This window comes from Siphonobacter curvatus (assembly GCF_002943425.1).
Lineage (GTDB): Bacteria > Bacteroidota > Bacteroidia > Cytophagales > Spirosomataceae > Siphonobacter > Siphonobacter curvatus.
On record NZ_PTRA01000006.1, the window covers coordinates 225,287 to 248,225 of the forward strand.

Here is a 22,939-nt window from a genome sequence, read left to right on the forward strand (position 1 = left end):
AAGCGCTAGTTTTCTCTGTTCTAAAGATTTAATATTTAAGCTTTTATCCTTTCGATAACGAACGCAGGTACGTAATACCTGCGGTACCTGCAACAAGAGAAGCTAACAGGATACCATATTTAGCAGCATCTACATGTTCGGCATCCGAGAAAGCTAAGTTGGACACAAAAAGGGACATGGTAAAGCCGACGCCGGCTAGTAACGCTACCCCTGTAACGTGTTTCCAGTTGACCAGAGCTGGTAAGTCGGCTAGCTTGAGCTTAACCATCACATACGTAAAGCCAAACACCCCGATTGATTTTCCCAGCACTAAACCCACGCCTACGCCGGCACTTACAGGATTCATCAGCTCTGAAAAGAAATTACTTCCAATGTGCATGCCCGCATTAGCCAGAGCAAACAGGGGCATAATCAGAAAGGCTACGTAAGGATGCAGCGTATGTTCAATTTTTTGTAGGGGCGTCTGGGCATCTAAACTTAGCCCCTTTATTTCTTCAATAATCTCGTGCTGATCGGCTGTCATCAAAGGTCCGTGCAGAGGAATAGCTACTTCAAAGCGTTTGAGGCGGGATTTAATTTGTTGTAAATACTCCTGCTCATGAATTCGCGTGCGGGCAGGGATCGTAAAGGCTACGAGTACGCCAGCAATGGTAGCGTGAACGCCCGAAAACAGGAAACAGCCCCAAACAACAATCCCTAGAATCAAATAAAAGAGACTACGCCGGATACCGAGTAGATTTCCCGCCAGCAGAACTCCCAGAAAGCCAAAACCAATCAGGAGAAACCCAAAGTCGATTTTAGCCGTGTAGAAAAACGCAATGACTAGCACGGCTCCCAAATCATCGGCTACCGCTAAAGCGGATAAGAATACCTTCACCGAAGACGGAATATGATTACCGGATAAGGAAAGTAGCCCTAAAGCAAAGGCAATGTCAGTAGCCATGGGGATGCCCCAGCCGTGAATTGAGGGCAAACCGTAGTTGAACATTACATAAATGAGGGCAGGTACGAGCATACCGCCCAGAGCGGCCACCATCGGCAGAGACGCTTTTTTTAAGGTGGAAAGCTCGCCCGCCATAAACTCCCGCTTGAGCTCCAGACCTATGACAAAGAAAAAGATGGCCATAAGTCCATCATTGATCCAGATATGCAGGGGATAGTTAAAAGAAAAATCGCCGAAGCTTAGTGAAAAGGGAGTTTCCCAGGTATGATGATAAGATTCTGCCCCCGGCGAATTAGCCCAGATCAAAGCGACTATCACGCTTAAAAACAAGACGATACCGCTGGTATACTCCTGATGAATGAACTTATTTACGGGCTGAATGAGCCTATCAATGGGGGCTTTACTCATGAATTAGTCGCATTAAATTGTAGTAATAGATAACTCTGGAGCAGGTCTGTTGGTTATATCTGAACATTCAAAGATTCAACTTGCCTGCAGTGAAGATGGAAAGGGACTGACAAAACTAGACTTCTCCCGAAAGACATCGATCCTAATTAGAAAAAAATAATGGTTTGCCTTTCATTTTTTGCGTAAGCTCTATAATCTTTCCTTTCTCTTACTCCGCTTATTTGAAATACCAGGGCATTTTCCCCTTTCCATTTCAGGCGATTAGCTGAGCGAAAACGCCTGGAAAAGTGGCTGCTTACCCGAACCCAAAGTAAAACCATCAAACTCATTGTCGACGAATGAAAGAGATACCCTTTCTTTATGATATGCCGAGTACAGGGTATTAGAAAGAACAAAGTGCATAAAAACAGGTTCTTTATATTATCAATTCTTAGGCATATAAAATTATTCAAATATGAGCAGGCTGCCCTCATTTTTAGCTCAGACTACCTTTCACAAAGGGATTATTCTGCCCAGTTTACTTTTTATATTTTTTGTTACGTTCGTTTCCAGCTTTTTCCCGGATTCAACGGCTTCCATCTTAGGGCAAATTCAGGATTGGATCTTTATTAACTTAAACTGGGTCTATGTATGGTCGGTTACGTTGTTTGTCTTTTTCCTGCTGGCCCTCGTCGTAAGTAAATATGGCTCGATCACCTTGGGAGACGATGATGCGGTACCTGAATACTCATTTCTTTCCTGGATATCAATGCTTTTCGCTGCTGGCATGGGGATTGGTCTCATGTATTTTAGCGTTTCAGAACCCCTTGCTCATTTCTCCGATCCAACCTTTGCTGAGTATAGCGAAATAAAGCGGGCCAAGGATGCTCAGCTGTACACGTTTTTTCACTGGGGTATTCATGCCTGGGCCATTTATGGCGTTGTAGGCTTATCACTGGCTTACTTTACGTATCGCTATAAATTACCGCTCTCACTTCGCAGCTGCTTTTATCCAATCCTTAAAAACCGAATCAATGGCGTAGCTGGTAACGTCATTGATTCGTTTGCTTTGTGCAGCACCTTCTTTGGCATTACGACTACCTTAGGTTTTGGTGTCGTTCAGCTTAATGCAGGGTTAGTCGAATTAGGCCTAATTCCGGAGAAAGGTTTTAGTTATCAAGTCGCGATCGTCATGGCGATTATGGCGATTTCTATTTTCTCAGCTACCTCAGGCGTAAACAAAGGCGTCAAGTTTTTGAGTCAGCTAAACATCTTCAGTGCAGTACTCCTGATGCTCTTTATTTTGATTACAGGTCCGACCGTATTTTTGCTCGGTTCTTTATCGGAAGGCGTAGGAGACTATTTAAACCAATTTTTAAGCCTCACCTTCAATACGCACGCCTACGAGCCTTCGGTTCAACCCTGGTATTTCAGATGGACCATTCTGTACTGGGCCTGGTGGATTTCGTGGTCACCCTACGTGGGTCTGTTCATTGCACAAATATCAAAAGGCCGGACGATCCGTGAATTTATCATTGCCGTACTACTGATTCCGACCGCCTTCAATTTTCTGTGGATGACCGTATTCGGCAATAGTGCTACCTGGCTGGATCGAAACGTTGCAAACGGATCGCTAACGGACATCGTAAGTAAGACCGATGAGCTACTCTTTCAATTCTTAAACTATTTTCCAGCCAGTGGACTTACCAGTAGTCTGGCAGTATTCCTGATTTTTGTCTTCTTTGTTACCTCCGCTGACTCGGGCATTTTCGTGATGAACAGTATTTCAACAGCTAATGCTGCCCGCTCTCCTAAATGGCAACTGGTTGCCTGGGGCATATTACTGGCACTGGTGGCTTTGGTGTTACTAAATGCGGGGGGGCTGCAATCCCTGCAAACCATGACTTTGATTACGGCATTGCCTTTTTCAATAGTCATGCTCTTGTTTTGTTATAGTTTACTTCAGGGACTGTTGGTAGACAGCTATTATTATTCGAAAGCCTTTTCTCCGTCCGCTCGTAATTGGTCGGGTGAATTCTGGAAGCAGCGTTTGCAACGCATCCTTTCCTTTAAAGATCAGTCGTACGTAGAAACCTTCATTCAGCAAACGGTAGAACCCGCTTTACAGGAACTGGCTTCTGAATTCAACAGCCAGCGAATTTCTACCGCGGTTCGTAAAAAGGAAAATCCAATGGAGATTGCCCTTACCATCGAGCATGAATCGATTGAAAACTTTACTTACGGAGTACGCACCCAACTCAAGACCATCTCTACCTCGTTAGTTGCTGAAAAAAATATTCCGGGTGTTCGGGGCACGCAATCTTACATTCCTGAGACTTTTTTTGGAGATAATCGCCCCGGCTATAATATCGAATACTTTACCGAGAAAGAAGTGATTGCGGATGTACTCAAACAGTATGAACGGTTCCTCGAACTGTCTTCGGAAATAAAGAATGAGATCTTTACGGATACGACGTTAAGACGTAAAGAGTAATACGCAACAGAGGTTTAGCCCATAATCCGACGAAACTCTGATTATGGGCTGACGCATACAAAGCTTGAATTAGGCCTGTCTATGATTTAATCTCCTGATGCCCTACTTTTCAATCGTGTGTTGGGCATAATCAACATCAACCGATCCTTTTTCGGCTTCGTTGTTGAAGCAGTAAATACCGATTCGATCCCCCCGGTAATAGCCCCAGGCTAACGCGTAAGGCTCGCCGAAAGAGGTATATTTTTTCCCATCCAGGCTATACGAAAAAGTAGCTTTTCCCTCTAATCCCCAGACCGACCGAAGCCAGATGGTTGATCCGGTTAATGCATCACCCTTGAGAACTGCCCCATTTTTTCGATATTCAATCCAGCGGGTACTGCCCTCCTGAGCAACCCCAAGAGTGGCGTGTTGTTCCGAGAAATGACACAGCCCACTTCGCTGACCTGAAGCCATCCGCGAAACGTCCAACTTTACAATCATTTCATTTTTAGAAGTTCTGAAACAACGCTGCGTAAGGGTATTGCCAGCGGTTAATAGTTCATTGTTTTTCAGGGGTTTAAAAGCCTTGAGCCGCAGCCATCCCTTCCGCTCACGGAGCGAATACTTGTCGTTCCGGGGCTGATAATTCCATTCCCATTGCTGGGCCATGACAGGTGCATTGAATTCGTCGCTTCGGGCCAGAGTGTAGCCGTCGGAATGGGTATAAGGCATTTTACCCTCCCAGGTCATGGTTCCAATCGAGTCTCCGACTACAGTACCAATGATCGGCCAGTCCTTAATCCAGGTAATGGGTAGTAAGCTTACGATGCGTCCTGACCAGTCTCCCGAGCCATGATGAGTCAGAAAGTACCATTTCCCATCCTTGCCCGGAACAATGCCTCCCTGATTGGGCTCCATGGCTTCCTGACTCGTCAGAGCAAGTTGCTTTTCTTCAGCATACGGGCCCGTAATCGTTCTGGAGCGTTTGGCCATCACATACCGTCCTTTATCAGGTTTGTGTTCACTAAAGACGAGGTAATACCAGTCCTTAACTTTAATGAGCTTACTGGCTTCTCTTCCTGACCCGGCATTTACTAATCTGGCTGATGGCCGATCAATGGACTTTCCATCGGCCGATATGTTGAAAAGATAGGTTTTGTAACCATCGGCAAAATGCGTACCGATGAAATAGCCTTTCCCTTGTTCATCCCAGATTGCCGAGCAGTCATCCCAGCCGGGTTCCCGGAGTAGGGGAGTTAGGGGTTCCCAGGGGCCTTCCGCTTTCGCCGCGGAGGTCATGAAATATCCTTCGTCGGGCGTTCCAAAGAAAAGGTAAAAGCGATTCTTATGATGTCTTAACGAACCGGCCCAAATGCCTTTGCCGTACCGATTCATTTTCTTCCAGGATAATTCATCGGAGATTTGCGTAAGATCCGAAACGGCATGACCACAGATTTTCCAGTTTACCAAGTCCTTAGATTCCAGGATAATCATACCTGGCGAGAACTGAAAGGTAGAAGAAATGGCGTAATAGGTGTCGCCCACCCGGATGCAATCCAGGTCGCTGTAATCGCTGGGAATGATGGGATTGTGGTAAGTACCATCTTTCTGATCTCCCCAATGCCTCCAGGCTCCCCATTCCGGCTGATTCTGGGCCATACCTGCGAAAGCAGCCAACGTTAGGCTTATGGTAATTAAAAAGGTTTTTCTTACTACGTGTTTCACTGCATGAATAAGTTTGGATTAATCATTACCTGAATAGAGTTAGGGACAGGATCTAAAAGTCTTCGGGGGAGTACTAAAAGTCGAGAAGAAACTGGGCTTTTTCCCATCCCTGAAATCCACACTGTTTGTTATTCATACTTCTCCTTGAGGTCGCTTCTCTTGTATGAACTCCGGGATGACTGAAGGTAATCTTGCCCTAAGACGCATGGTCTAAAAGAGTATTATTAGTAAGAGAAAGAAACATCAAGTTGCTCCGTACCTGATTTAGAAGGAGTCGATTTATAACGTTCCAAATCGCGAGCAAAGCCCATTATTTGACAGTCAGTAAGTGAACTCATACGTTATTAAATTGAAAAAAACAGGTTAACAAGACAATACACAAGCGTCTGGAACGAAGACGTCGTATCACAGGAGCTTATATCTCTCGCTTTTACTAAGAGCTCAAGAAAAACCTAATAGGGCTAAGGCCTGAATGCTCTCCGATATATATCAATCAGCTAGGATCAATAAGCGGCGATAAAATCTGTCTTGTGCTTTAGGATTTTATCCTAGGCTAGTTGAAATACCCCTGTGTAATATACGTTTACGGAAATCAGCTACTGCTATCTTTGAATACCGGGAATACAGTGAAGCGTGTTCAGGGTAAAGTGCAATTCATTCGTAATCATTTTTACTTTAACCCTTGTTTAAACCATGAGTCAGGCAATTCCCAGGATGGTGGCATAAATTAGATTGGGGTTTGATTTCCAGTATCTGAACGATAAGTCCTTTTGGGATTTATGCTTTTAAGAGCAGTTCTAAAATTTATAAGTAACGCCAGAGTAATGCAAAACATCTTCAGTGGCACTTGTAATACTACAAATGTATTGTATAGTAAAATATTTAAATTGTACAAAAAGGCTTTTAATTTTAACAAAAAGGGTTTCATAAATAGATACTAAATAATTCCTTGTAAACAAACGTTTGCTACTTTATCGGATTAATTTTAGTGTTTCAGCCGATCAATTTCCTCAGGGTTGCTATTGCGTTGATTAGTTAAGACCACCTTTGAACGGCCAAACGTGTAGTTCAGACTTATCCGTACCGTGCGGCTTTGCCACTTTCGAACGGTCTTCTGTCGAATGTCCTCGTAATGATAAATCGTCTTGGATCGATCACTATAGAAGAGATCATTACCCTCCACGGCTACAAAGCCTTTTCCTTTCGCAATCCCTTTTTTCAGTCCCATGGAAACGGTGCTGACCGAGAAGATACGGGATAACTCATACAAACTGGGGGACGCATACTTAGCGAGTAACCAGGCCGACCAGCCCTTTTTGAATTGCCAATCGGAATTCAGCAGAGCCGTCCAGCTCCATTGTCCCAGATGCGTGGGCTGGTCAACGCGATTGTACAGGACCGCCAGATCCGTACTCAGGGACCAGCCCTTAGCGAGTTCCAGGGCTTGACCAGTCGCGATATACCAGGTCTGTAGCTGGCCCACGCTTTGGGGCCTGGATTGATTGACTTGCTGATGCGGGTCGTAAGTGAGTACATCAAGTGTCGCATCTTTCAAGTAAATGTAGTTGACCGTTAGAAGCCGGGTGTTTTTGAAGACGTAATTGAATTCCCCAATCTGAGCCAGTGCCGGATTGAGTGCTGGATTCCCGGCCACCACATTATAAGAGTCTAAGTAGTAAGCGAAGGGGTTTAAATTTGTGTATAGGGGCCGCATGATACTCTTGCGATACGAAAATGTCAGTTGATGAACTCTGCACTGGGCCGTCAACGAAGCGGATGGAAACAGATACTGATAGTGGCGATGCACGAGTTGACGCGTATAGTCAAAGCCCAACGTGTATTCATAACGTAAACCCGTCTTAAAGTTCAGATGCCTGAACGGTTTATGGATGGACAGGTAAATCGCCTGAATCCGCTCCCGGTACGTAAATGCATTGGCGTAGCCCGGTGTAGACTGTTGGTCGGCTCCCAGTAGCGAATCCTGATTTACTGTACTACGGTTTGCAACTGAGCTGGTCTTAAAGCCCGATTCTAGGGTAGCAAACGCCATTTTTTTAATCCAATCAACTTTGAAAGCGTAGATAGCAGAAGTACGCGATTGATCTTGCTGCGAATCAAACTGAAAATCAGGTACTGAGTTTTGTTTGTAAAGATTACTGAATTGATCTTCCTGATGCGATCCGGTGCGGTAATAGTCTCCGTCCAGACTTAGACTGGAACCCAGCGTATCCAGGGTCCAGACATAATATGCATGGAGTGCTTCACTCTGGGCTTGTGCATGATTCGTACGTTGCAGGTAAACCTGCAGTGGTATACCTGATCCCATTTGATATAACTGACCCTGGGTTCGTTCGGTAGTCCATCGGAGCATACCTTTGCCGTCTATACCAATGACCTGGTGAGAGGACAGTTGGTAGCTGATGCCGAGCATGCCCGAAAAATCCCTTGGCTGAGTGTTTTGCCGATTTACCTGGTGAAAACGATCGCCTGCGACCTGTCGGTTGTTGGTTTCGATCTCATAGGTGGGGCTATGATCCAGACTAAATTGACCATAGCCCTGCCATTTCCCCTGTCGCATGGTAGCCATCATGGTTAGGCTGGATCGGGTTCTGGCCAAGGGGGTTACCGAAAGCGTAGTATGTACCGAATAGCCATCTTCGCTACGCTGTTTGAGGTGAATGTCTATGACGCCCCCGAGCCAGCTGCATCGTAGGAAGCAGAGGGCGTCGGCAGGAAATCAATCGAGGCGATATCGCTCGCCGGTAAGCTCTTCAAATAACTTAGCAAGGCATTGCCCGTCAGGTAGCTTTGCTTACCATTGATGTATACTAAAACACCGGTTTTGCCCTGTAAGCTCAACTCGCCATCGCGATCCAGTTTTACCCCTGGAATACGGCCTAAAAGATCAATTCCCTGGTCTCCTCGCGTATGCATGGCCTGAACATCGACCCGGAATCGATCCGACTCATAATGAATCACTGGCTTTTTTGTCCGAATCACTACTTCTTCCAACGCTTGCTGACTCAGGGCAAGGGTCAACTCACCCAGTTCGATTCGCTGCTGATGACAAGCAATCGAATCTATAACTAAGGTTTGATACCCTACGTGTGAGAGCGTGAGTCGGTACAGTCCTTTGTGCACATTTTCGAAGGCGAATCGTCCTTCGTTCCCCGAAACAGCATACTGGGTAGTGATTGGAGCCGAATAGGAAGTCAGGACGGCATGAACGCCTACTAATCCCCGGGTTTCGGTGACACTATTGACTTGACCGCTGAGCAGGGAGGTCTGACTGAATGCGGTACTGAGTGACAGAATTGCTAAACCTATCACACCGCATAGAAAGTAGAAAGTAAAGACAAATCGGGGCGTTAATAGCATGAGAGAGACGTTTGTAGCAAAGATTTTGCTCTAGCCGGAAGCATGCCAATTTGTTATTTCAATGCCCTTTTTGAGTATGTCAAGGTGGGGGAGCTGGCATTCACATAATAGATGAAGCCATTCACATAATCTTTAGCTGTTGGTTGGGTTAAACCGTATTTTTGAGTGATGAAGCGAAGTCAATTACCCCTAATTTTCGTGCTGGTCTGGTTTGGCTCTACCTTATATCTATTGGTAGGAGCGATCGTCTTCAATCGGGTATCGCTACAAAGTATCTCACTCATTGTAAGTTCGCAGGTATTGCAAATGGGCGTTATTTTACCTTGTGCCCTCTTTATTTTTCCTCGGTACTGGAAACGGAGCACCTGGTTTCAGCTGGTGGGTAGTCTGAGCAGTCTTCTGGTGGGTTTTGTCTTGACTCGGTATGTAGTGGAGGAAATTCTCTTTGTTCACTGGTTAGGTTTAGCGAAGCAGGAGCGGATCGATTTGTTCTTTTTCATCTACGAGAACATGTATTACTCGTTTCCCGGCGTCTTTATCGGCTTCATCATTTACCTATTGACCAAATCCTATACCACGGAGGCCCAGAACCAGGCACTGGCTCAAGAGCTTCGGCAAGCGGAACTTTCCTTGTTAAAATCGCAACTGAATCCGCATTTTCTTTATAATACGCTGAATTATCTCTATGCAATGGCCTTACCCATGCCCGGTCCACTAGCTCCCGCAATACTAAAGCTTTCAAAGACATTACAATACACGCTCACCCAGAACCGGAGTAGACTAGTAGCCTTGAGCGAGGAGATACAGTTCATCCAGGATTATCTAAACTTATACCAGCTACGCTTTTCACCGTCCTTTTATTACCAGTTACAGATCGACGGACCCGTTGAATCTGTGGAGTTACCGCCCTTATTGCTGCTGCCGTTCATTGAAAATGCTCTCAAGCATGGCGTTACCAGTGACCCTACTTGCCCCATCTCCATTGAGCTATCTACAAACGATTCCCAGCTGATTTTCAGAGTTACAAACCGTATCAATCGGCAATCCCGCATACCATCGACGAGTATTGGACTAAAAAATTTGGAACGACGCTTAACCTTACTTTATCCCGACCGGTATACGTTGACGATTCAAAACCAGGCAGATATTTTTGATGCGTCCCTGATTCTTAGCTTATGACTAATGTAACTCCTTACCGTTGCCTGGCACTCGATGATGAGTTGTATGCCACGCAAGTCATTGAGACGTACTTAACTCAAACTCCTGACTTTACCCTAGTAAAAGCAACCACGGATGTCTACGAGAGCATACGCCTGGTCAACGCGGGACTCATTGATCTGGTCTTTCTGGACATTCAGATGCCGGAGCTGACGGGACTGCAATTCATGAAAATTTGTGGGGAGACGTGTAAAGTTATTTTGACTACCGCTTACCCTGATTATGCCTTAGAGGGATTCAATCTGGATGCGGTGGATTACCTGATCAAGCCAATTGAGTTTGAACGCTTTCAAAAGGCTTTGTCTAAGTTTTTAGCCCTTCAGGGCAGCTCTTCACCTAATGCCAGCCAGGCGAAAACCCATATTTTTCTTAAGGGGGACGCCAAACATACGTTTCACCGGGTAGCCTTCAGTGATATTCTTTACATCGAGGGCTTGAATAACTACATATCGGTATATACTACACAGCAACGCATTGTGACGTATATGGCCCTGAAAGACATCCTGGAACTACTACCGGATACGCAGTTTTGCCGGGTCCATCGCTCCTATATAGTCTCACTTGTCCATATTCGACTTATCGATGGAGGGATGGTATACATTGGCTCTAAAGGAATTCCTGTCAGTGATAGTTATAAGGCCAGTTTTTATGAATTAATCAATAGTCGGTAACGTGGCTTTATTAAGGCTAGACTTATGTAATCAACGGAAATGGTTTTTATTAAGAAAATTCTAGAAGTGATCATACATCAGAATTCATTTTTGAATGACTGATATATTTTTGATCACTTCTTTAGTTAGCTAGTTTTACATAACATTTGATTATACAACACAGCTATGTTGTCCAAATTAGCGTTTTCCAGCATGAAATGTATCAGAATTGTCTACTTGATCGCTGCTTTGCACCAAACCTGTTATGCTCAAAGCCCAAAGCTTCCCCCCCAAGCAATCCAGCAGATTGATTCGTTGTTTGCTCCTTATGCTAAAGTACCCGGCTTTTCTCTAGGCATTTTCACCCCATCTAAGGTTCTTTTCAGCAAAGGATATGGACTAGCTAATTTGGATTACAACCTTCCCAATACTTCAGCCACGGTTTTCAACATTGCTTCCCTTTCCAAACAGTTTACTGCGGCGTGTGTAGCCCTTTTAATCTTGCAGGACTCACTTTCTTTGGAAGATCCGGTAGCGAAGTATCTACCCCAAGTCGGTCAATATACAGATACGATTCGAATCAAACACTTGGTTTACATGACCAGTGGTATTGCGGAGTATCATCGCTTACCTCGTAAAAATGGCTTGCACTGGAATCTTTATGATTATTTCACCGTGGACACTGCTATTCAAGCTTCTTTAAGTCAGCCCAAGCTTGATTTTGTTCCTGGTATGCAATGGGCCTACAGTAATGTTAACTATATGCTGCTGACCAAAATTGTCGAGAAAGTCAGTGGCAAACGCTTTAGCCAATTCGCCAGAGAGCACTTATTTCTACCGCTGGGCATGAAGAGTACTCATGTGGATGACGATGTAACCTTAATAGTGCCTAATCGGGCTACGGGTTATATGCCACTCACACCAGCACTGATCGAGCAGACCCGGCAAGCCGGGTATTATCTGGAAGATCGGCATGGTTACGCTCAAATGCATCGTAATGCCCCGCACCACGGGGGAAGTGGCGTATTCACTTCCATTAATGACTGGTTTTTGTGGAATCAGAATTTTTACACCCACAAAATAGGTGGTCAAGCTTTCTATGACTTGATGCACCAACGCTTAAAATTCAATCACCCGAAGGATAATGATGCCTTTGGCTTAGTATTTGGCCGTTTCGAAGGGGAAGAAATTATTTGGTACTCGGGAGGGGATATTGGCTTTAATAGCTACTTCATGCGTTTTCCCCAGCAGCAAGTAACCGTAGTGTGTTTTTCTAACTTTGATTCAGCAGGACTAGCTGAAAAACTAGCTCACCAGGTAGGGAATATTTTAAAGAAAAACAAGGTATTAGTAAAGCTAAAGTAACTATTGAACCTGTAGTAGCAGAATTTTAAGCTATCGCTCTTCTTAAATTTCCGCTTATAACGTTTTACAAACGACCGTTTATAAAAGGTTATATTTGTATGTTTTCCCCCCGTGGAACACTAAAAATGTAAAGAGTCATTTTGTCATGCTTCAATCGTACGTAGCGTACTTCCGGGTTTCCACCCAAAAGCAAGGGCGTTCAGGCTTGGGACTGGAAGCCCAACGGTCCACCGTAGATTCCTATTTAAAGGGGCGGGGTGTGATGATTGCTAACTTTACGGACATCGAATCGGGTAAGAAAGCCGACCGTCCCCAGTTACAGGCCGCTATTGCTTACTGTAAAGAATACCGGGCTGTCTTGCTGATTGCCAAGCTCGATCGCCTCACCCGGAATGTAGCTTTTATTTTTACCCTGCGGGATTCAGGGGTAGAGTTTGTGTGTGCAGATATGCCCGAGGCCAATACGCTTACCATTGGTGTGATGGCTACAATGGCCCAATACGAGCGTGAGCTAATTGCCGATCGTACTAAAAAAGCTTTAGCTGAAAAGAAAAAACAGGGCGTAGCCTTGGGAAAGCCCGAAAATCTAACGGATTCAGCAAAATTAAAAAGCCTGAATATTCGGCAACAGAATGCCCGTATGCACGAAAATAATCGCCGGGCGGGCATATTGGCTCAGGCTTTACGCAAAAGCGGTCATAATTGGAGTACGATTGCTACCGTACTCAATGAAAATGGCTTTCGGACTCGACGCGGCAAAACCTTTCAAGCCGTTCAGGTACAGCGAATTATCAAGTTAATGGAAAGCTAGCTTTGTAGATAAAAACACGATTCACATTTGTAATCAGGTTTTCTGGTTAAATAAAACCGTCGTTGCTAAGGTAAGATTTACTGAATTCTCAAAACATTGTTTCCGAGTAAAGGCCATGGTAGCGTTACCTCTGGGTCAAATCCCGTACCTTCGTACTATACGTTTGATCTATTCCTATGAATATACTGGATTTGGATATGCCCTTTCGAATTCAGCTAAGTTTTGCTGCAATTCTTGATCGGCTCTATAGTATTGCTCAAGGTTCGGATTCCGACCAGGCTCGTTCCGCTCAAACCCTGTTGGATGAGCTGGCCCCATTTCCAGAATTCCGGGAGGGAATCACGAGTATCAAACAGGTACAGGAACACGCCGATCTGATTCGGCGTCTTTTGGAAAATTACTTCCCGCCCGAACTAACCTACAATGAAATTAAAGCGGTTAGTATTCCGCTTCTCCCGATTATTTTCAACCATACGGAACGCTTTAAGCATATCTTAGCGGCTGCAGGGCCCGACTTTGAAATGGGTATCCGTGATTTCGATGCTCATCAATTTTACGTTCTAAGTTGCTGCATCATTCTCAATGATGTATACGGTACGAAACTCGACTTTTCTAAACCACTCTTTTACGACATTCCCACGGCTCAGGGTATTATTCGGCATTACCGCATTTTGTACAACGCCGATTTTTTAGATATAATTCCTACCGAACAGGCTCTACAACTGAGTCAGGCAGATATTGAGGAACTACTGGATAACTACGACAATCTGGACCTTTGGAAAGCAAAATTTCCACCCAATAGCTGGTTGATGAAGGGATTTGCCCTGATGGTGTTGTACGACGCAACCACTGAAAATGCGGTTTCCTTATTGAAAGAAAAACTACTGGGCTCGTACCAGATTGATTTTCACGAAAACCTGCTACCCATTTTTCAATCCATATTCAATTCCAAATCGCTGCAGATTGGATTTACGATGTACAACGCAGCGAACGATACGTTCACAAAAGCCGCTTTTGGGGAGCCTTTGCCTAGCTTCATCCTTTCCGGACATGATTCCTGTGAGGCTCGGCAAACTTTATGCGAGAAATCCTACCAGAAAATTGTGAACGATCACATCTACTTTGCCGTAGCAGATACCCGGGAATATGCCGTTCATAGTTTGCTCATTGAGCACCTGAATCAACAGCAGATCCGTAGTTTTATTCTGGCTCCAGTCGTCAAAAATCAACAGCTGTGGGGCGTTTTGGAGGTGGTTTCTTCGCGACCGAGGGAATTCAACAGTATCAATGCTCATAAACTGGAGGTACTGATGCCCTTTTTAACGGAGACTATCGATCGGATGGAGGCGGAGCTACAGAACCATATTCAGGCCTTTATTCAAAACGTGTATACAACCATTCATCCGAGTGTGTACTGGAAATTTCGGCAGGAGGCTTTAGCGTATTTGTATCATCAGCAAGCAGGACAACCACATACGCTAGCCGATATTGCTTTTCCTGACGTGCATCCCCTGTATGGTCAGGTGGATGTCAAAGGATCTTCCGAAGCCCGTAACTTAAGTACACAAAAAGATCTACAGACGCAACTTGAGACCTTACAACGTGTACTGGATCAGGTAGGAATGGAAACGTTTGAAAAACAACAGGTCGCTCACTTTTTGATTGACATTTCCCAGCCCCTGCAAGCCAGTACGGAACCGTACATCACCGCGTATTTGGATCATCGCATCCATCCGCATTTACTTACGTTGAACGATCCTAGCATAGACGATTATTTTCGGGAGACGGCTTTAGACACAGGCCGATTTTATCACCACCGGCGGAAATACGATCGAGCCATTCAGCAGATCAATGATAACCTGACGCGTACCATCGACCAGCGGCAACAGGAAGCTCAGGCCATTTTTCCGCATTACTATGAACGATTCCGAACCGATGGGGTAGAGCATAATCTGTACATCGGTGCTTCTATTGCCCCAACCCTCGGCTTTCATACCGAACACCTGCGTAAGTTGCGATTGTGGCAACTTCGCGTAGTGTGTGAAATGGAAGCGAGTCATCAGCAATTGCGACCAGTGTTGCCGTATCCATTCGATGTAACAACCTTGATCCTGGTATTTCCCAGTACCATCACCATAGCTTTTCGCCTGGATGAAAAGCGGTTCGACGTGCAAGGAACCTACAATGCCCGCTTTGAAATCGTAAAAAAACGCATTGATAAAGCCCATGTAAAGGGTACTCAGGAACGTATCACGCAGTCGGGGAAACTGTGCGTGGTATATTCGGGAGAAGAAGAGGAGGCGGAATACGATCAGTACCTGACTCAGCTACAAAAGGAAGGACTGCTTGACTCCACCATAGAAAAATTGGATGTAGAAGATTTACAGGGAGTGGCTGGTTTAAAAGTACTGCGAGTCGGAATTACTGTACCAAGGGGAAAGGATTTTGCCTCCATACCGGTTGAATCCGGCCGTATTACTAAAGAACCCACTCCTAACTAGAAGTGGGTTCTAACAACTCTCCGCTTGATTTTATGTACTGTAATTTTTACCAAGAGCCTGGGGTCATTAATAAACCGTCATACTCGGTGGCATCCGGAATGGTTGAAATCAAGATGGCGGGTTTTCCCTTACTCTCGGTGACGGTATAGTAATAGACTTTCTTGTGTTCCTTTAATTCGGAAGCCGTCATTTTGCGTTTGAAATTGTGATTGTTTACGCAATTGTCCTTGCTTTTAAAATTCCCTTCGGTAGGCGTAACCGTTAATGTGCCCTCTTCTTCATTAAACTTCACATGTCCTTTTTCAAAGGAGAACACTTCCGTGCGGCAATTGTAGGCGGTAACGTTATTGATCGTATAACATTCATAGGTACCATTCTTCTTAAACTCAAAAGACATGGACTGCTCGTTGGCATGGCCTACGTAATTATCGCCATTGTCCCAGTAACTACCCGCTGACGAGCGACCAAAACTCCATTTTCCGACCACTTCATTCGGGGCGGGCGACTGGGTTGCCGGATCCAGATCGTCTCCCTTTTTACAGGAACTAGTAACCATACTCAATACCGTTAGTACTAACGCAAATACCTTTTTCATAAAATTATGATTCGTTTGATAGATTGAACGGATCAAAATTGGCCACTAATACAGCCGGTGGAAATGTACATTATTCCGAATTGTCATTATCTCCGTATGAATTGTAGATAGGTGAGGAGTAATTTGTGTAGATGAGTATAGAGTAGGATTAGATAGATGAGTGAATAATACAGTAAACAGAAATATAGGAATCTTATAACTATTAAAATTATTATAACGTAAATATAACGTTATAATAATTTTAACACTGTTTCTAATTTACATGGTATGATCTCTTTATCTACTCCACTTTACTATGAAATCTCATCTACTATTAATTGGTTTTTTACTCCTTACCTTCATAAGCAAAGGTCAATCACCACGTATCACTGATCATAATGCGATTGGTTGGTGGGTCTACATGGGTGACCACACCCTCAGTAAACGTTGGCAACTCCATACCGAATACCAATGGCGTCGGGTTGATTTCGTCAAAAGTTGGCAGCAATCATTGGCTCGGGTTGGGCTGAGGTATGACCTACGGAAAGATTTAACCCTTGGGGCTGGGTACACTCATTTCACAACATACCCCTACGGGAAACATCCCGTAGCCGATCAGGAAGTGCCAACTTTTGAGCATCGCCTCTACGAAGACGTCCAGTGGTCAGGGAGTTTGGCGGCAGCCGAGCTTCAGCATCGGATTCGTCTAGAACAACGCTGGCTGGGCGAGCCCGAAGGACTAGGCCAGCACGCCATGGGCAGCTGGGAGTATGCCAATCGTATTCGCTATCAACTGGAAGTAAATTATCCGCTGCAGGGTATAACCCTGGACGATCAGGAATTTTACCTTACTGCCTTAGATGAATTGTTTCTGAATCTTGGCCACGACGATAATGTATATAATCAGAATCGACTTTTAGGCGGATTAGGCTATCAGTTTACAAAGGATTTTCAGCTTGAACTAAGCTACCTACATCAGATTTCACGGCACACTGATCCAGATCCTGTGAGCCAACGACCCGTTTATGAAATAAACCGTGGCTTTCGTTTAACCCTGCAATACAACCTGAATTTTACAAAAACTCAACTGGAAAATAAATAATGCCTGGCCATTCGTTTAAACACTCGTTTAATATACTTTTTATAATTACTACCTGTTTATACCTTTCATAGAACGTATAAGCCGTATCTAGAGGCAAGATTGTACAAATAATTACAGTTTTAGGGGACTTTAGCTCCAAAGACTTTAGAAAACGTCCACTGACTCCTCCAAATTAATTAATAAAAAAAGTATTTACTTATTGACACGTCTTCCATTTAAAATTCTTTATGGCTAGACAAGGAGGAGCTAGCCCTCCGGCAGTAAGCCTATTTTTCGGCAGTATTTAAACGTATAGCTGTACAGACCTGCCTGCATTTTCATTTTATTTATAAATTTTTTAATTATTTGACTTAAAAATGTTGACATGGTATAGGAAAAAAAATACCTTTGCTCACGCACTTATAAACTCCTCTATGATGAACCTATGTACAATTTTATCTTATGACGTTTGTAGTTTAGCTACCGGATCATCCTTGCTTTAGCCCGTCCATTTCTGCTTTTAATTGCACGACTTATTCTCTTATTACTAACGTAAAACTTAGTTATTGGTCCACTATAAAACTGGCACTCTGTAGGTCTGTTATCATTCCATACATTCATCTGTTTACGTAGTAATTAATTGTTACTACGCTCCGTTTTGCTTTATCCTTAGTTTCTTTTTAAGAAGGGGAAAACTCATATTTCCTCACTTAATCGGATTTGTCATTGCCTTCTGTTTTCACACCTATTTGTCCGCAGTACCCTTAACTAATTTATTTTTTAACGTTCACAAACCGTTTTTCTTAACCTCAATGCCGCACCAGCGGCGAGAACCCGTATGATTAAACCCCTACTTTTTCAAGTCAGGAGGCTATTCAAGGTAAGCCTGAGTCCAATTCTCATGGCTAGCGTCTGTTTGACAACCAGTTACGCCGCAAGTAATCGGCCGGGTACCCTGAAAACCTCCGTTGTTGACCGGATTATTACCGGAAAAGTTACCGACGAAACGAATGCTCCGTTACCAGGGGTCAGCATTATTTTAAAAGGTACGCAACGCGGTACGGTTACCGATGCCGAGGGCCAATTCCGCCTGGAAGTTCCCGAATCGGGAGCTACGCTTAGTTTCTCTTCCGTTGGTTTTACGCCTCAGGAAGTCGTAGTAGGTAGCCAGACGAACCTGACGGTTTCGATGAAACCCGATAATAAAGAACTCACAGAGGTCGTAGTCGTAGGGTACGGTACTGCTCGTAAATCCGATTTGACGGGATCGGTCGGTTCGGTGAAAGAAGCTCAGCTTTTGGAACGTCCGGCTCCTTCGCTTAATCAAACTTTATCGGGCAAAGTATCTGGTGTTCAAGTAAATACCAACTCCGGACGTCCTGGCGGACGTACGACGGTACGGATTCGGGGTTTCAGCTCCATCAACTCCTCCAACAACCCCTTGTACGTAGTGGATGGGGTGATGTTACCGCAGGGTAATCAGTCGCAGTTTAGCTCTGCCATCGACTACATCAACCCGAATGACATTGTATCAGTTGAAGTACTGAAAGATGCCTCTTCGACGGCTATTTACGGGGCTCGGGGTGCCAACGGGGTAATTCTGGTTACCACTCGTAAGGGGAAAGCCGGTGAGGGTCAGGTGACGTATAACGCCGATTTCAGCGTGAATACCATCGGTCCCAACAAACCGAAAGTACTCAACGCTAAAGAATATTTGGCCGTTGAAGACCTGGCGTACGCCAACATGGCCAAGTACGATCCCGTGGGCTGGGCCGAGGGAAAATGGAGTTACCTTAATCCCAAACTCCGTCGCACGGATCCCCGTATCTTTGATAGCAATGGTAATCCGCTGTACGACACGGACTGGTTCAAAGAAGCTACGCAGAACAAACTGTCTCAGAACCACCAGTTAGGTTTTAGCGGCGGTAACGAGCGGACGCAGTACTCCGTTTCATTGGGTTATCGGGACGATCAGGGTTTGATTAAAACCTCTTATCTGAAACGTTACTCTGGACGTTTAACCATCGACGATCAGGTTAAAAAATGGCTCAAAATTGGCGGTACGCTTAGCTACAACAACCAGTCCGAAAACCTGGTCGATATTAACGATGCCGTTCCTCGCCAGATGGTGGAAGATTTTCCCTTCCTGCCCGTGAAGTACGCCGATGGTACGTATGCCAATAACCGGGATTATCCGTACGCCGAAGGTAGCATGAGCTCCGTACACCGGCTCATGGGTCGTAAGTACGTGCTGAATACGCAAACGAGTCTGGGTAGCCTGTACTCCAACATCAAGTTTATGGAAGGGTTGGAAATGCGTACGGTACTCGGCGTAAACGTGCTGACGCAGGAAATCAACGAATCCAGCACGCGTACGCTTGAAATCGGAGCTCAGGGTACCGCCGCCACCCGGAATCGGAAAGAAAGTTTCTGGTCGCTGGAAAACTACCTGACTTACAACAAGCAGTTCAACGAAAATCACTCTTTGAATGCGGTATTAGGGATTTCTTGGCAGGAAACGAACTTCTTCCGGATTGGAGCAACGGTTCAGGGTTTCTCTACCGACTACTTTGGTTACAACAACCTGGGAGCCGGTTCACGGCAACCGACGGTTGAATCGGAAGCGTCACGGAATGCCTTTAATTCGTACTTCGGCCGCATTAACTATGGCTTCATGGACAAATACCTGTTCACCTTTACGGGCCGGGCTGATGGTTCATCGAAATTCGGAGCCAATCACAAATTTGCCTTCTTCCCCTCGGCAGCCTTCGCCTGGCGGGTTTCAGAAGAGCAATTCCTGAAATCCAGTACTATTCTTTCCAACCTGAAACTGCGGACGAGCTTCGGGATGACGGGTAACTCCGAAATTCCTCCCTATACTTCGCTGTCGCTGCTGAGTGCCAACTTCGCAACGGTATTCAACGATGCACGGGCAGGTGGTACGGGTATCAGCCGCTTGGCTAACCCCGACCTTCGCTGGGAAAAAACGGCTCAGTCGGATATTGGTCTGGAAGTGGGTTTACTCAAAAACCGGATCAGCATGGAGCTGGATTTCTATTACCGCAAGACCACGGATATGTTGTTGGATGCTCCCGTACCCCGTACGAGTGGCTACGCAACCATCCGTCGTAACGTAGGCTCGATGGAAAACAAGGGTCTGGAATTCACGGTCAACACGGTCAACATTGAAAAGACCAACTTCTCCTGGAATACATCCTTCAATATTTCGCTGAACAAAAACAAGGTGCTCTCACTGGCTACGCCTTCGGACATTTTTGGCGTAGGTGGTCCGAACTTCACCAACCAGACCAACATCATCCGGATTGGCGAACCCGTAGGTTCCTTCTGGGGTCTGACCCGTCTGGGTACCTGGAGTGAAGCTGAACGCGAAGAAGCCGCTAAGTTTACTAGCTACCGGAACGGTCTGACCATTCTGCCCGGCGATATCAAATACGAAGACGTCAATGGTGACAAAGCCATTACGGATGCAGACCGTAAAATCATCGGTAACGGTAGCCCTAAAGGCTGGGGTGCCATGACGAACACCGTTCGGTACAAGAACTTAGATTTCACGCTGGAATTGCAATACATGTTTGGCAACGACGTCATGTTGATGAACCTCCACGCGAGCGAAGACCGTCAGGCCATTGCCAACAGCTACCGTACGGTACTCGATGCCTGGAGACCTGATCACCAGAATACACCGATTGCTGAGATTCGCGAAACGCGTGCGGGTTACGTAACCAACGTGGATAGCCACTGGATCAAGGATGGATCATTCCTGCGGGGCCGTAATGCTCTGTTGGGTTATACCTTCCCAGCTTCGGTAACGAGCAAGCTGAAACTCAGCCGTCTGCGGGTCTATACTTCGGCTCAGAACTTCTTCGTGCTGGTGAAAGATCCCGTCATTGGCGATCCTGAAGTAACGCCGACCAACCAGGGCGATAACAGCAGTGCCTTTACGCAGGGTATGATCTGGCACAACTACCCCAAACCGACGACGTATATGGTTGGCTTACAGGTAGGTTTTTAAGGATTCCATGGTATCAACATTGTTACAAATGAAACTTCATAGATTCAAATCCATCGGTCAGGTGGCTCTTCTTAGTGCCGTATTGCTGGCCCCAACGGGGTGTAAAAGTTTCCTGGAAGAAGAAGCTCCATCAAGTTTATCCCCGGATATTTTTTATACGTTACCGGATCACGCGACGGCTGGTCTGAATGCGGTTTACGCGGACCTTCGCTTTGTGGGTGACGGGGCCGGTATCTTCTCCTCCAACTGGCAGTTGCTCGAAGCAATGACGGGTACCGCTACGACGGAAACGGCTCAGAACTCGGACTTGAATAACCTCTACGGGTTAATTCACGACGGTAATACGGCCCACGTCGTCAACTACTGGAATGGTCTGTACCGGGTGATTGCTCAGGCCAATCAGGTACTCGACAAAGTTCCCGGTATTACGATGGATGAAGCTCAAAAAACGCGAGTACTCGGCGAAACCCGGTTTTTACGGGCTTGGGCGTACTTCACTGCGGTACGGCTTTGGGGCGACATTCCGCTCATTACCAAACCACAGACCATTACGTCAGAAGATTTCCGTCCGAGCCGTACGCCACAGGAACAAGTCTACAACCTGATTATTGAAGACTTGAAATACGCTGAAGCCGCTGGACTTCCCTGGATGGATCCGACTGGTCACGTGAACCAAGCAGCCGTTAAAACCCAGCTGGCTAAAGTATACCTGACCATGGCTGGATTTCCGCTGCGGAAGGGAGCTACGCACTACAAGCTAGCCGCCGATAAGGCTTTGGAAGTGATTACCTATGCTAAGGCCAATCCATCGACGATCAATCTGTTTTCTACCTACGGAGAAGTTCACCAGGAAGGACTGAAGAACCGGACGGAACATCTGTTCATGCTTCAGTACAATGCCGTTGTAGCTAGTAACCCCATGGATAACTACTATCCAAACTTCAAACCCGTGACTTACAATGGTCCTTCGGGTACGGGTAGTACGGTTCCTACGGCTTCCTTCTACGCTTCCTACGAAACGGGCGATTTGCGGGCCAAAGACCGTGAAGGTTACTTCTTTACTAACTACTACACCAACGGTAGCGGTGCTCTGTTCTCGCTGGGTGCTCCTTACGTGTTCAAGCACTTCAACACCACGGCCAACGGAACGCAGGGCGTACCCGGTACGCGGCAGAATAACCTGAACGTACCCCAGATTCGCTACGCCGAAACGCTGCTCATCTACGCTGAAGCTCAGAACGAAGTAGGCGGCCCCAACCAGGAAGCCTACGATGCTCTCAAACGAATCCGTGACCGGGCTAAGTTAACTACCCCGGCGTTGGGTACGTTCTCAGCCAATAGTTTCCGGGAAGCTGTATGGCGGGAACGCTGGTACGAATTCTGCTACGAGGGTATTACTTGGTTTGATATGGTTCGCCTCCGCAAAGTGTTCAACGAAAAGACGAAAGGTTTCGATGATTTTGTGGGTCACGTAAACCTGAACTCTAACCGTCCTCTGCAGGAGAAGCACCTGTTACTGCCCCTGCCGCGTCAGGAAATGCTGAACAACCCGAACCTGCGGCCTCAAAACCCGAATTATCCGGGCGTTTAGTACTGTAATTGATTTTCATGAAAAAGCCTCGATTCCCACCGGAGTCGGGGCTTTTTTTCAGGGATACGGCTAATTCTACTTTTACTAACTGTAGTTCCTGATCTTTTTTGAAACTAATCTTTCCGAATGAATACTTCTGAGCGACAATACTGATTCATTCCCCACTGGAGCTAAATGTGAGCTTTTTAGCAAAGTTACTTTGAGCTTTT

The 22,939-nt window shown here is 45.6% G+C and carries 14 protein-coding genes; 9 read left to right on the forward strand and 5 right to left on the reverse strand.

The window, feature by feature from the left end; translation table 11 throughout:
• Nucleotides 1-43: 43 nt before the first annotated feature.
• Nucleotides 44-1,351, reverse strand: a complete 1,308-nt coding sequence (gene nhaA, locus C5O19_RS22415; protein WP_104715625.1) for a Na+/H+ antiporter NhaA — start codon at nt 1,349-1,351, stop codon at nt 44-46.
• Between the two features lie 454 nt (nt 1,352-1,805).
• Here nhaA and C5O19_RS22420 point away from each other — a divergent pair, with 454 nt between their 5' ends.
• The gene (locus tag C5O19_RS22420) at nt 1,806-3,824 is read left to right on the forward strand and encodes a BCCT family transporter (RefSeq protein ID WP_104715626.1); all 2,019 of its coding nucleotides are present in this window, start codon (nt 1,806-1,808) and stop codon (nt 3,822-3,824) included.
• A 102-nt stretch (nt 3,825-3,926) separates the two neighbouring features.
• Here C5O19_RS22420 and C5O19_RS22425 read toward each other — a convergent pair whose 3' ends face one another.
• The 3 genes from C5O19_RS22425 to C5O19_RS22435 form a co-directional block, all read right to left on the reverse strand.
• Nucleotides 3,927-5,480, reverse strand: coding sequence for a glycoside hydrolase family 43 protein (locus C5O19_RS22425; RefSeq protein ID WP_207766521.1), 1,554 nt, complete (start codon nt 5,478-5,480; stop codon nt 3,927-3,929).
• Nucleotides 5,481-6,513: 1,033 nt separating this feature from the next.
• Nucleotides 6,514-8,118, reverse strand: a complete 1,605-nt coding sequence (locus tag C5O19_RS22430; protein WP_104715628.1) for an outer membrane beta-barrel family protein — start codon at nt 8,116-8,118, stop codon at nt 6,514-6,516.
• A 92-nt stretch (nt 8,119-8,210) separates the two neighbouring features.
• The gene (locus C5O19_RS22435; RefSeq protein WP_104715629.1) at nt 8,211-8,906 is read right to left on the reverse strand and encodes a carboxypeptidase-like regulatory domain-containing protein; all 696 of its coding nucleotides are present in this window, start codon (nt 8,904-8,906) and stop codon (nt 8,211-8,213) included.
• Nucleotides 8,907-9,074: 168 nt separating this feature from the next.
• Here C5O19_RS22435 and C5O19_RS22440 point away from each other — a divergent pair, with 168 nt between their 5' ends.
• From C5O19_RS22440 to C5O19_RS22460, 5 genes are all read left to right on the forward strand, one after another.
• Nucleotides 9,075-10,085, forward strand: a complete 1,011-nt coding sequence (locus tag C5O19_RS22440) for a sensor histidine kinase (RefSeq protein WP_104715630.1) — start codon at nt 9,075-9,077, stop codon at nt 10,083-10,085.
• Complete coding sequence (locus tag C5O19_RS22445) at nt 10,082-10,795, forward strand: LytR/AlgR family response regulator transcription factor (RefSeq protein ID WP_104715631.1); 714 nt, start codon at nt 10,082-10,084, stop codon at nt 10,793-10,795. The genes C5O19_RS22440 and C5O19_RS22445 overlap by 4 nt, the downstream gene beginning before the upstream one ends.
• Nucleotides 10,796-10,960: 165 nt before the next feature.
• Nucleotides 10,961-12,139 (forward strand): serine hydrolase domain-containing protein, encoded by a 1,179-nt coding sequence (locus tag C5O19_RS22450; RefSeq protein WP_104715632.1) that lies wholly within the window; start codon nt 10,961-10,963, stop codon nt 12,137-12,139.
• A 145-nt stretch (nt 12,140-12,284) separates the two neighbouring features.
• On the forward strand, nt 12,285-12,950 hold the full coding sequence (locus C5O19_RS22455) for a recombinase family protein (protein WP_104715633.1): 666 nt from the start codon (nt 12,285-12,287) through the stop codon (nt 12,948-12,950).
• A gap of 176 nt (nt 12,951-13,126) precedes the next feature.
• The gene (locus tag C5O19_RS22460) at nt 13,127-15,451 is read left to right on the forward strand and encodes a GAF domain-containing protein (protein WP_108724071.1); all 2,325 of its coding nucleotides are present in this window, start codon (nt 13,127-13,129) and stop codon (nt 15,449-15,451) included.
• Nucleotides 15,452-15,497: 46 nt separating this feature from the next.
• On the opposite strand, the gene C5O19_RS22465 is transcribed toward C5O19_RS22460, so the two are convergent.
• Nucleotides 15,498-16,046: a hypothetical protein gene (locus C5O19_RS22465; protein ID WP_104715634.1), complete on the reverse strand. Its 549-nt coding sequence runs from the start codon at nt 16,044-16,046 to the stop codon at nt 15,498-15,500.
• 295 nt (nt 16,047-16,341) lie between these two features.
• Between C5O19_RS22465 and C5O19_RS22470 the strand changes: the two genes are divergently transcribed.
• The 3 genes from C5O19_RS22470 (at nt 16,342) to C5O19_RS22480 (ending at nt 22,730) form a co-directional block, all read left to right on the forward strand.
• Nucleotides 16,342-17,127 carry a DUF2490 domain-containing protein gene (locus C5O19_RS22470; RefSeq protein WP_104715635.1) on the forward strand — a complete coding sequence of 262 codons (786 nt, stop codon included), beginning with the start codon at nt 16,342-16,344 and terminating at the stop codon, nt 17,125-17,127.
• An 880-nt stretch (nt 17,128-18,007) separates the two neighbouring features.
• Complete coding sequence (locus tag C5O19_RS22475) at nt 18,008-21,139, forward strand: SusC/RagA family TonB-linked outer membrane protein (protein WP_394341802.1); 3,132 nt, start codon at nt 18,008-18,010, stop codon at nt 21,137-21,139.
• Between the two features lie 28 nt (nt 21,140-21,167).
• Complete coding sequence (locus C5O19_RS22480; RefSeq protein ID WP_104715637.1) at nt 21,168-22,730, forward strand: RagB/SusD family nutrient uptake outer membrane protein; 1,563 nt, start codon at nt 21,168-21,170, stop codon at nt 22,728-22,730.
• The last annotated feature ends 209 nt before the right edge of the window (nt 22,731-22,939 follow it).

Excerpts from the sequence above, each read along its gene's own strand:
- C5O19_RS22480 (WP_104715637.1), top strand. The coding sequence starts at position 21,168 with ATGAAACTTCATAGATTCAAATCCATCGGTCAGGTGGCTCTTCTTAGT.
- C5O19_RS22460 (WP_108724071.1), top strand. The coding sequence starts at position 13,127 with ATGAATATACTGGATTTGGATATGCCCTTTCGAATTCAGCTAAGTTTT.
- nhaA (WP_104715625.1), bottom strand. The coding sequence starts at position 1,351 with ATGAGTAAAGCCCCCATTGATAGGCTCATTCAGCCCGTAAATAAGTTC.
- C5O19_RS22470 (WP_104715635.1), top strand. The coding sequence starts at position 16,342 with ATGAAATCTCATCTACTATTAATTGGTTTTTTACTCCTTACCTTCATA.
- C5O19_RS22450 (WP_104715632.1), top strand. The coding sequence starts at position 10,961 with ATGTTGTCCAAATTAGCGTTTTCCAGCATGAAATGTATCAGAATTGTC.
- C5O19_RS22465 (WP_104715634.1), bottom strand. The coding sequence starts at position 16,046 with ATGAAAAAGGTATTTGCGTTAGTACTAACGGTATTGAGTATGGTTACT.
- C5O19_RS22435 (WP_104715629.1), bottom strand. The coding sequence starts at position 8,906 with ATGCTATTAACGCCCCGATTTGTCTTTACTTTCTACTTTCTATGCGGT.
- C5O19_RS22445 (WP_104715631.1), top strand. The coding sequence starts at position 10,082 with ATGACTAATGTAACTCCTTACCGTTGCCTGGCACTCGATGATGAGTTG.
- C5O19_RS22440 (WP_104715630.1), top strand. The coding sequence starts at position 9,075 with ATGAAGCGAAGTCAATTACCCCTAATTTTCGTGCTGGTCTGGTTTGGC.
- C5O19_RS22455 (WP_104715633.1), top strand. The coding sequence starts at position 12,285 with ATGCTTCAATCGTACGTAGCGTACTTCCGGGTTTCCACCCAAAAGCAA.
- C5O19_RS22430 (WP_104715628.1), bottom strand. The coding sequence starts at position 8,118 with ATGATGGCTACCATGCGACAGGGGAAATGGCAGGGCTATGGTCAATTT.
- C5O19_RS22475 (WP_394341802.1), top strand. The coding sequence starts at position 18,008 with ATGGCTAGCGTCTGTTTGACAACCAGTTACGCCGCAAGTAATCGGCCG.
- C5O19_RS22420 (WP_104715626.1), top strand. The coding sequence starts at position 1,806 with ATGAGCAGGCTGCCCTCATTTTTAGCTCAGACTACCTTTCACAAAGGG.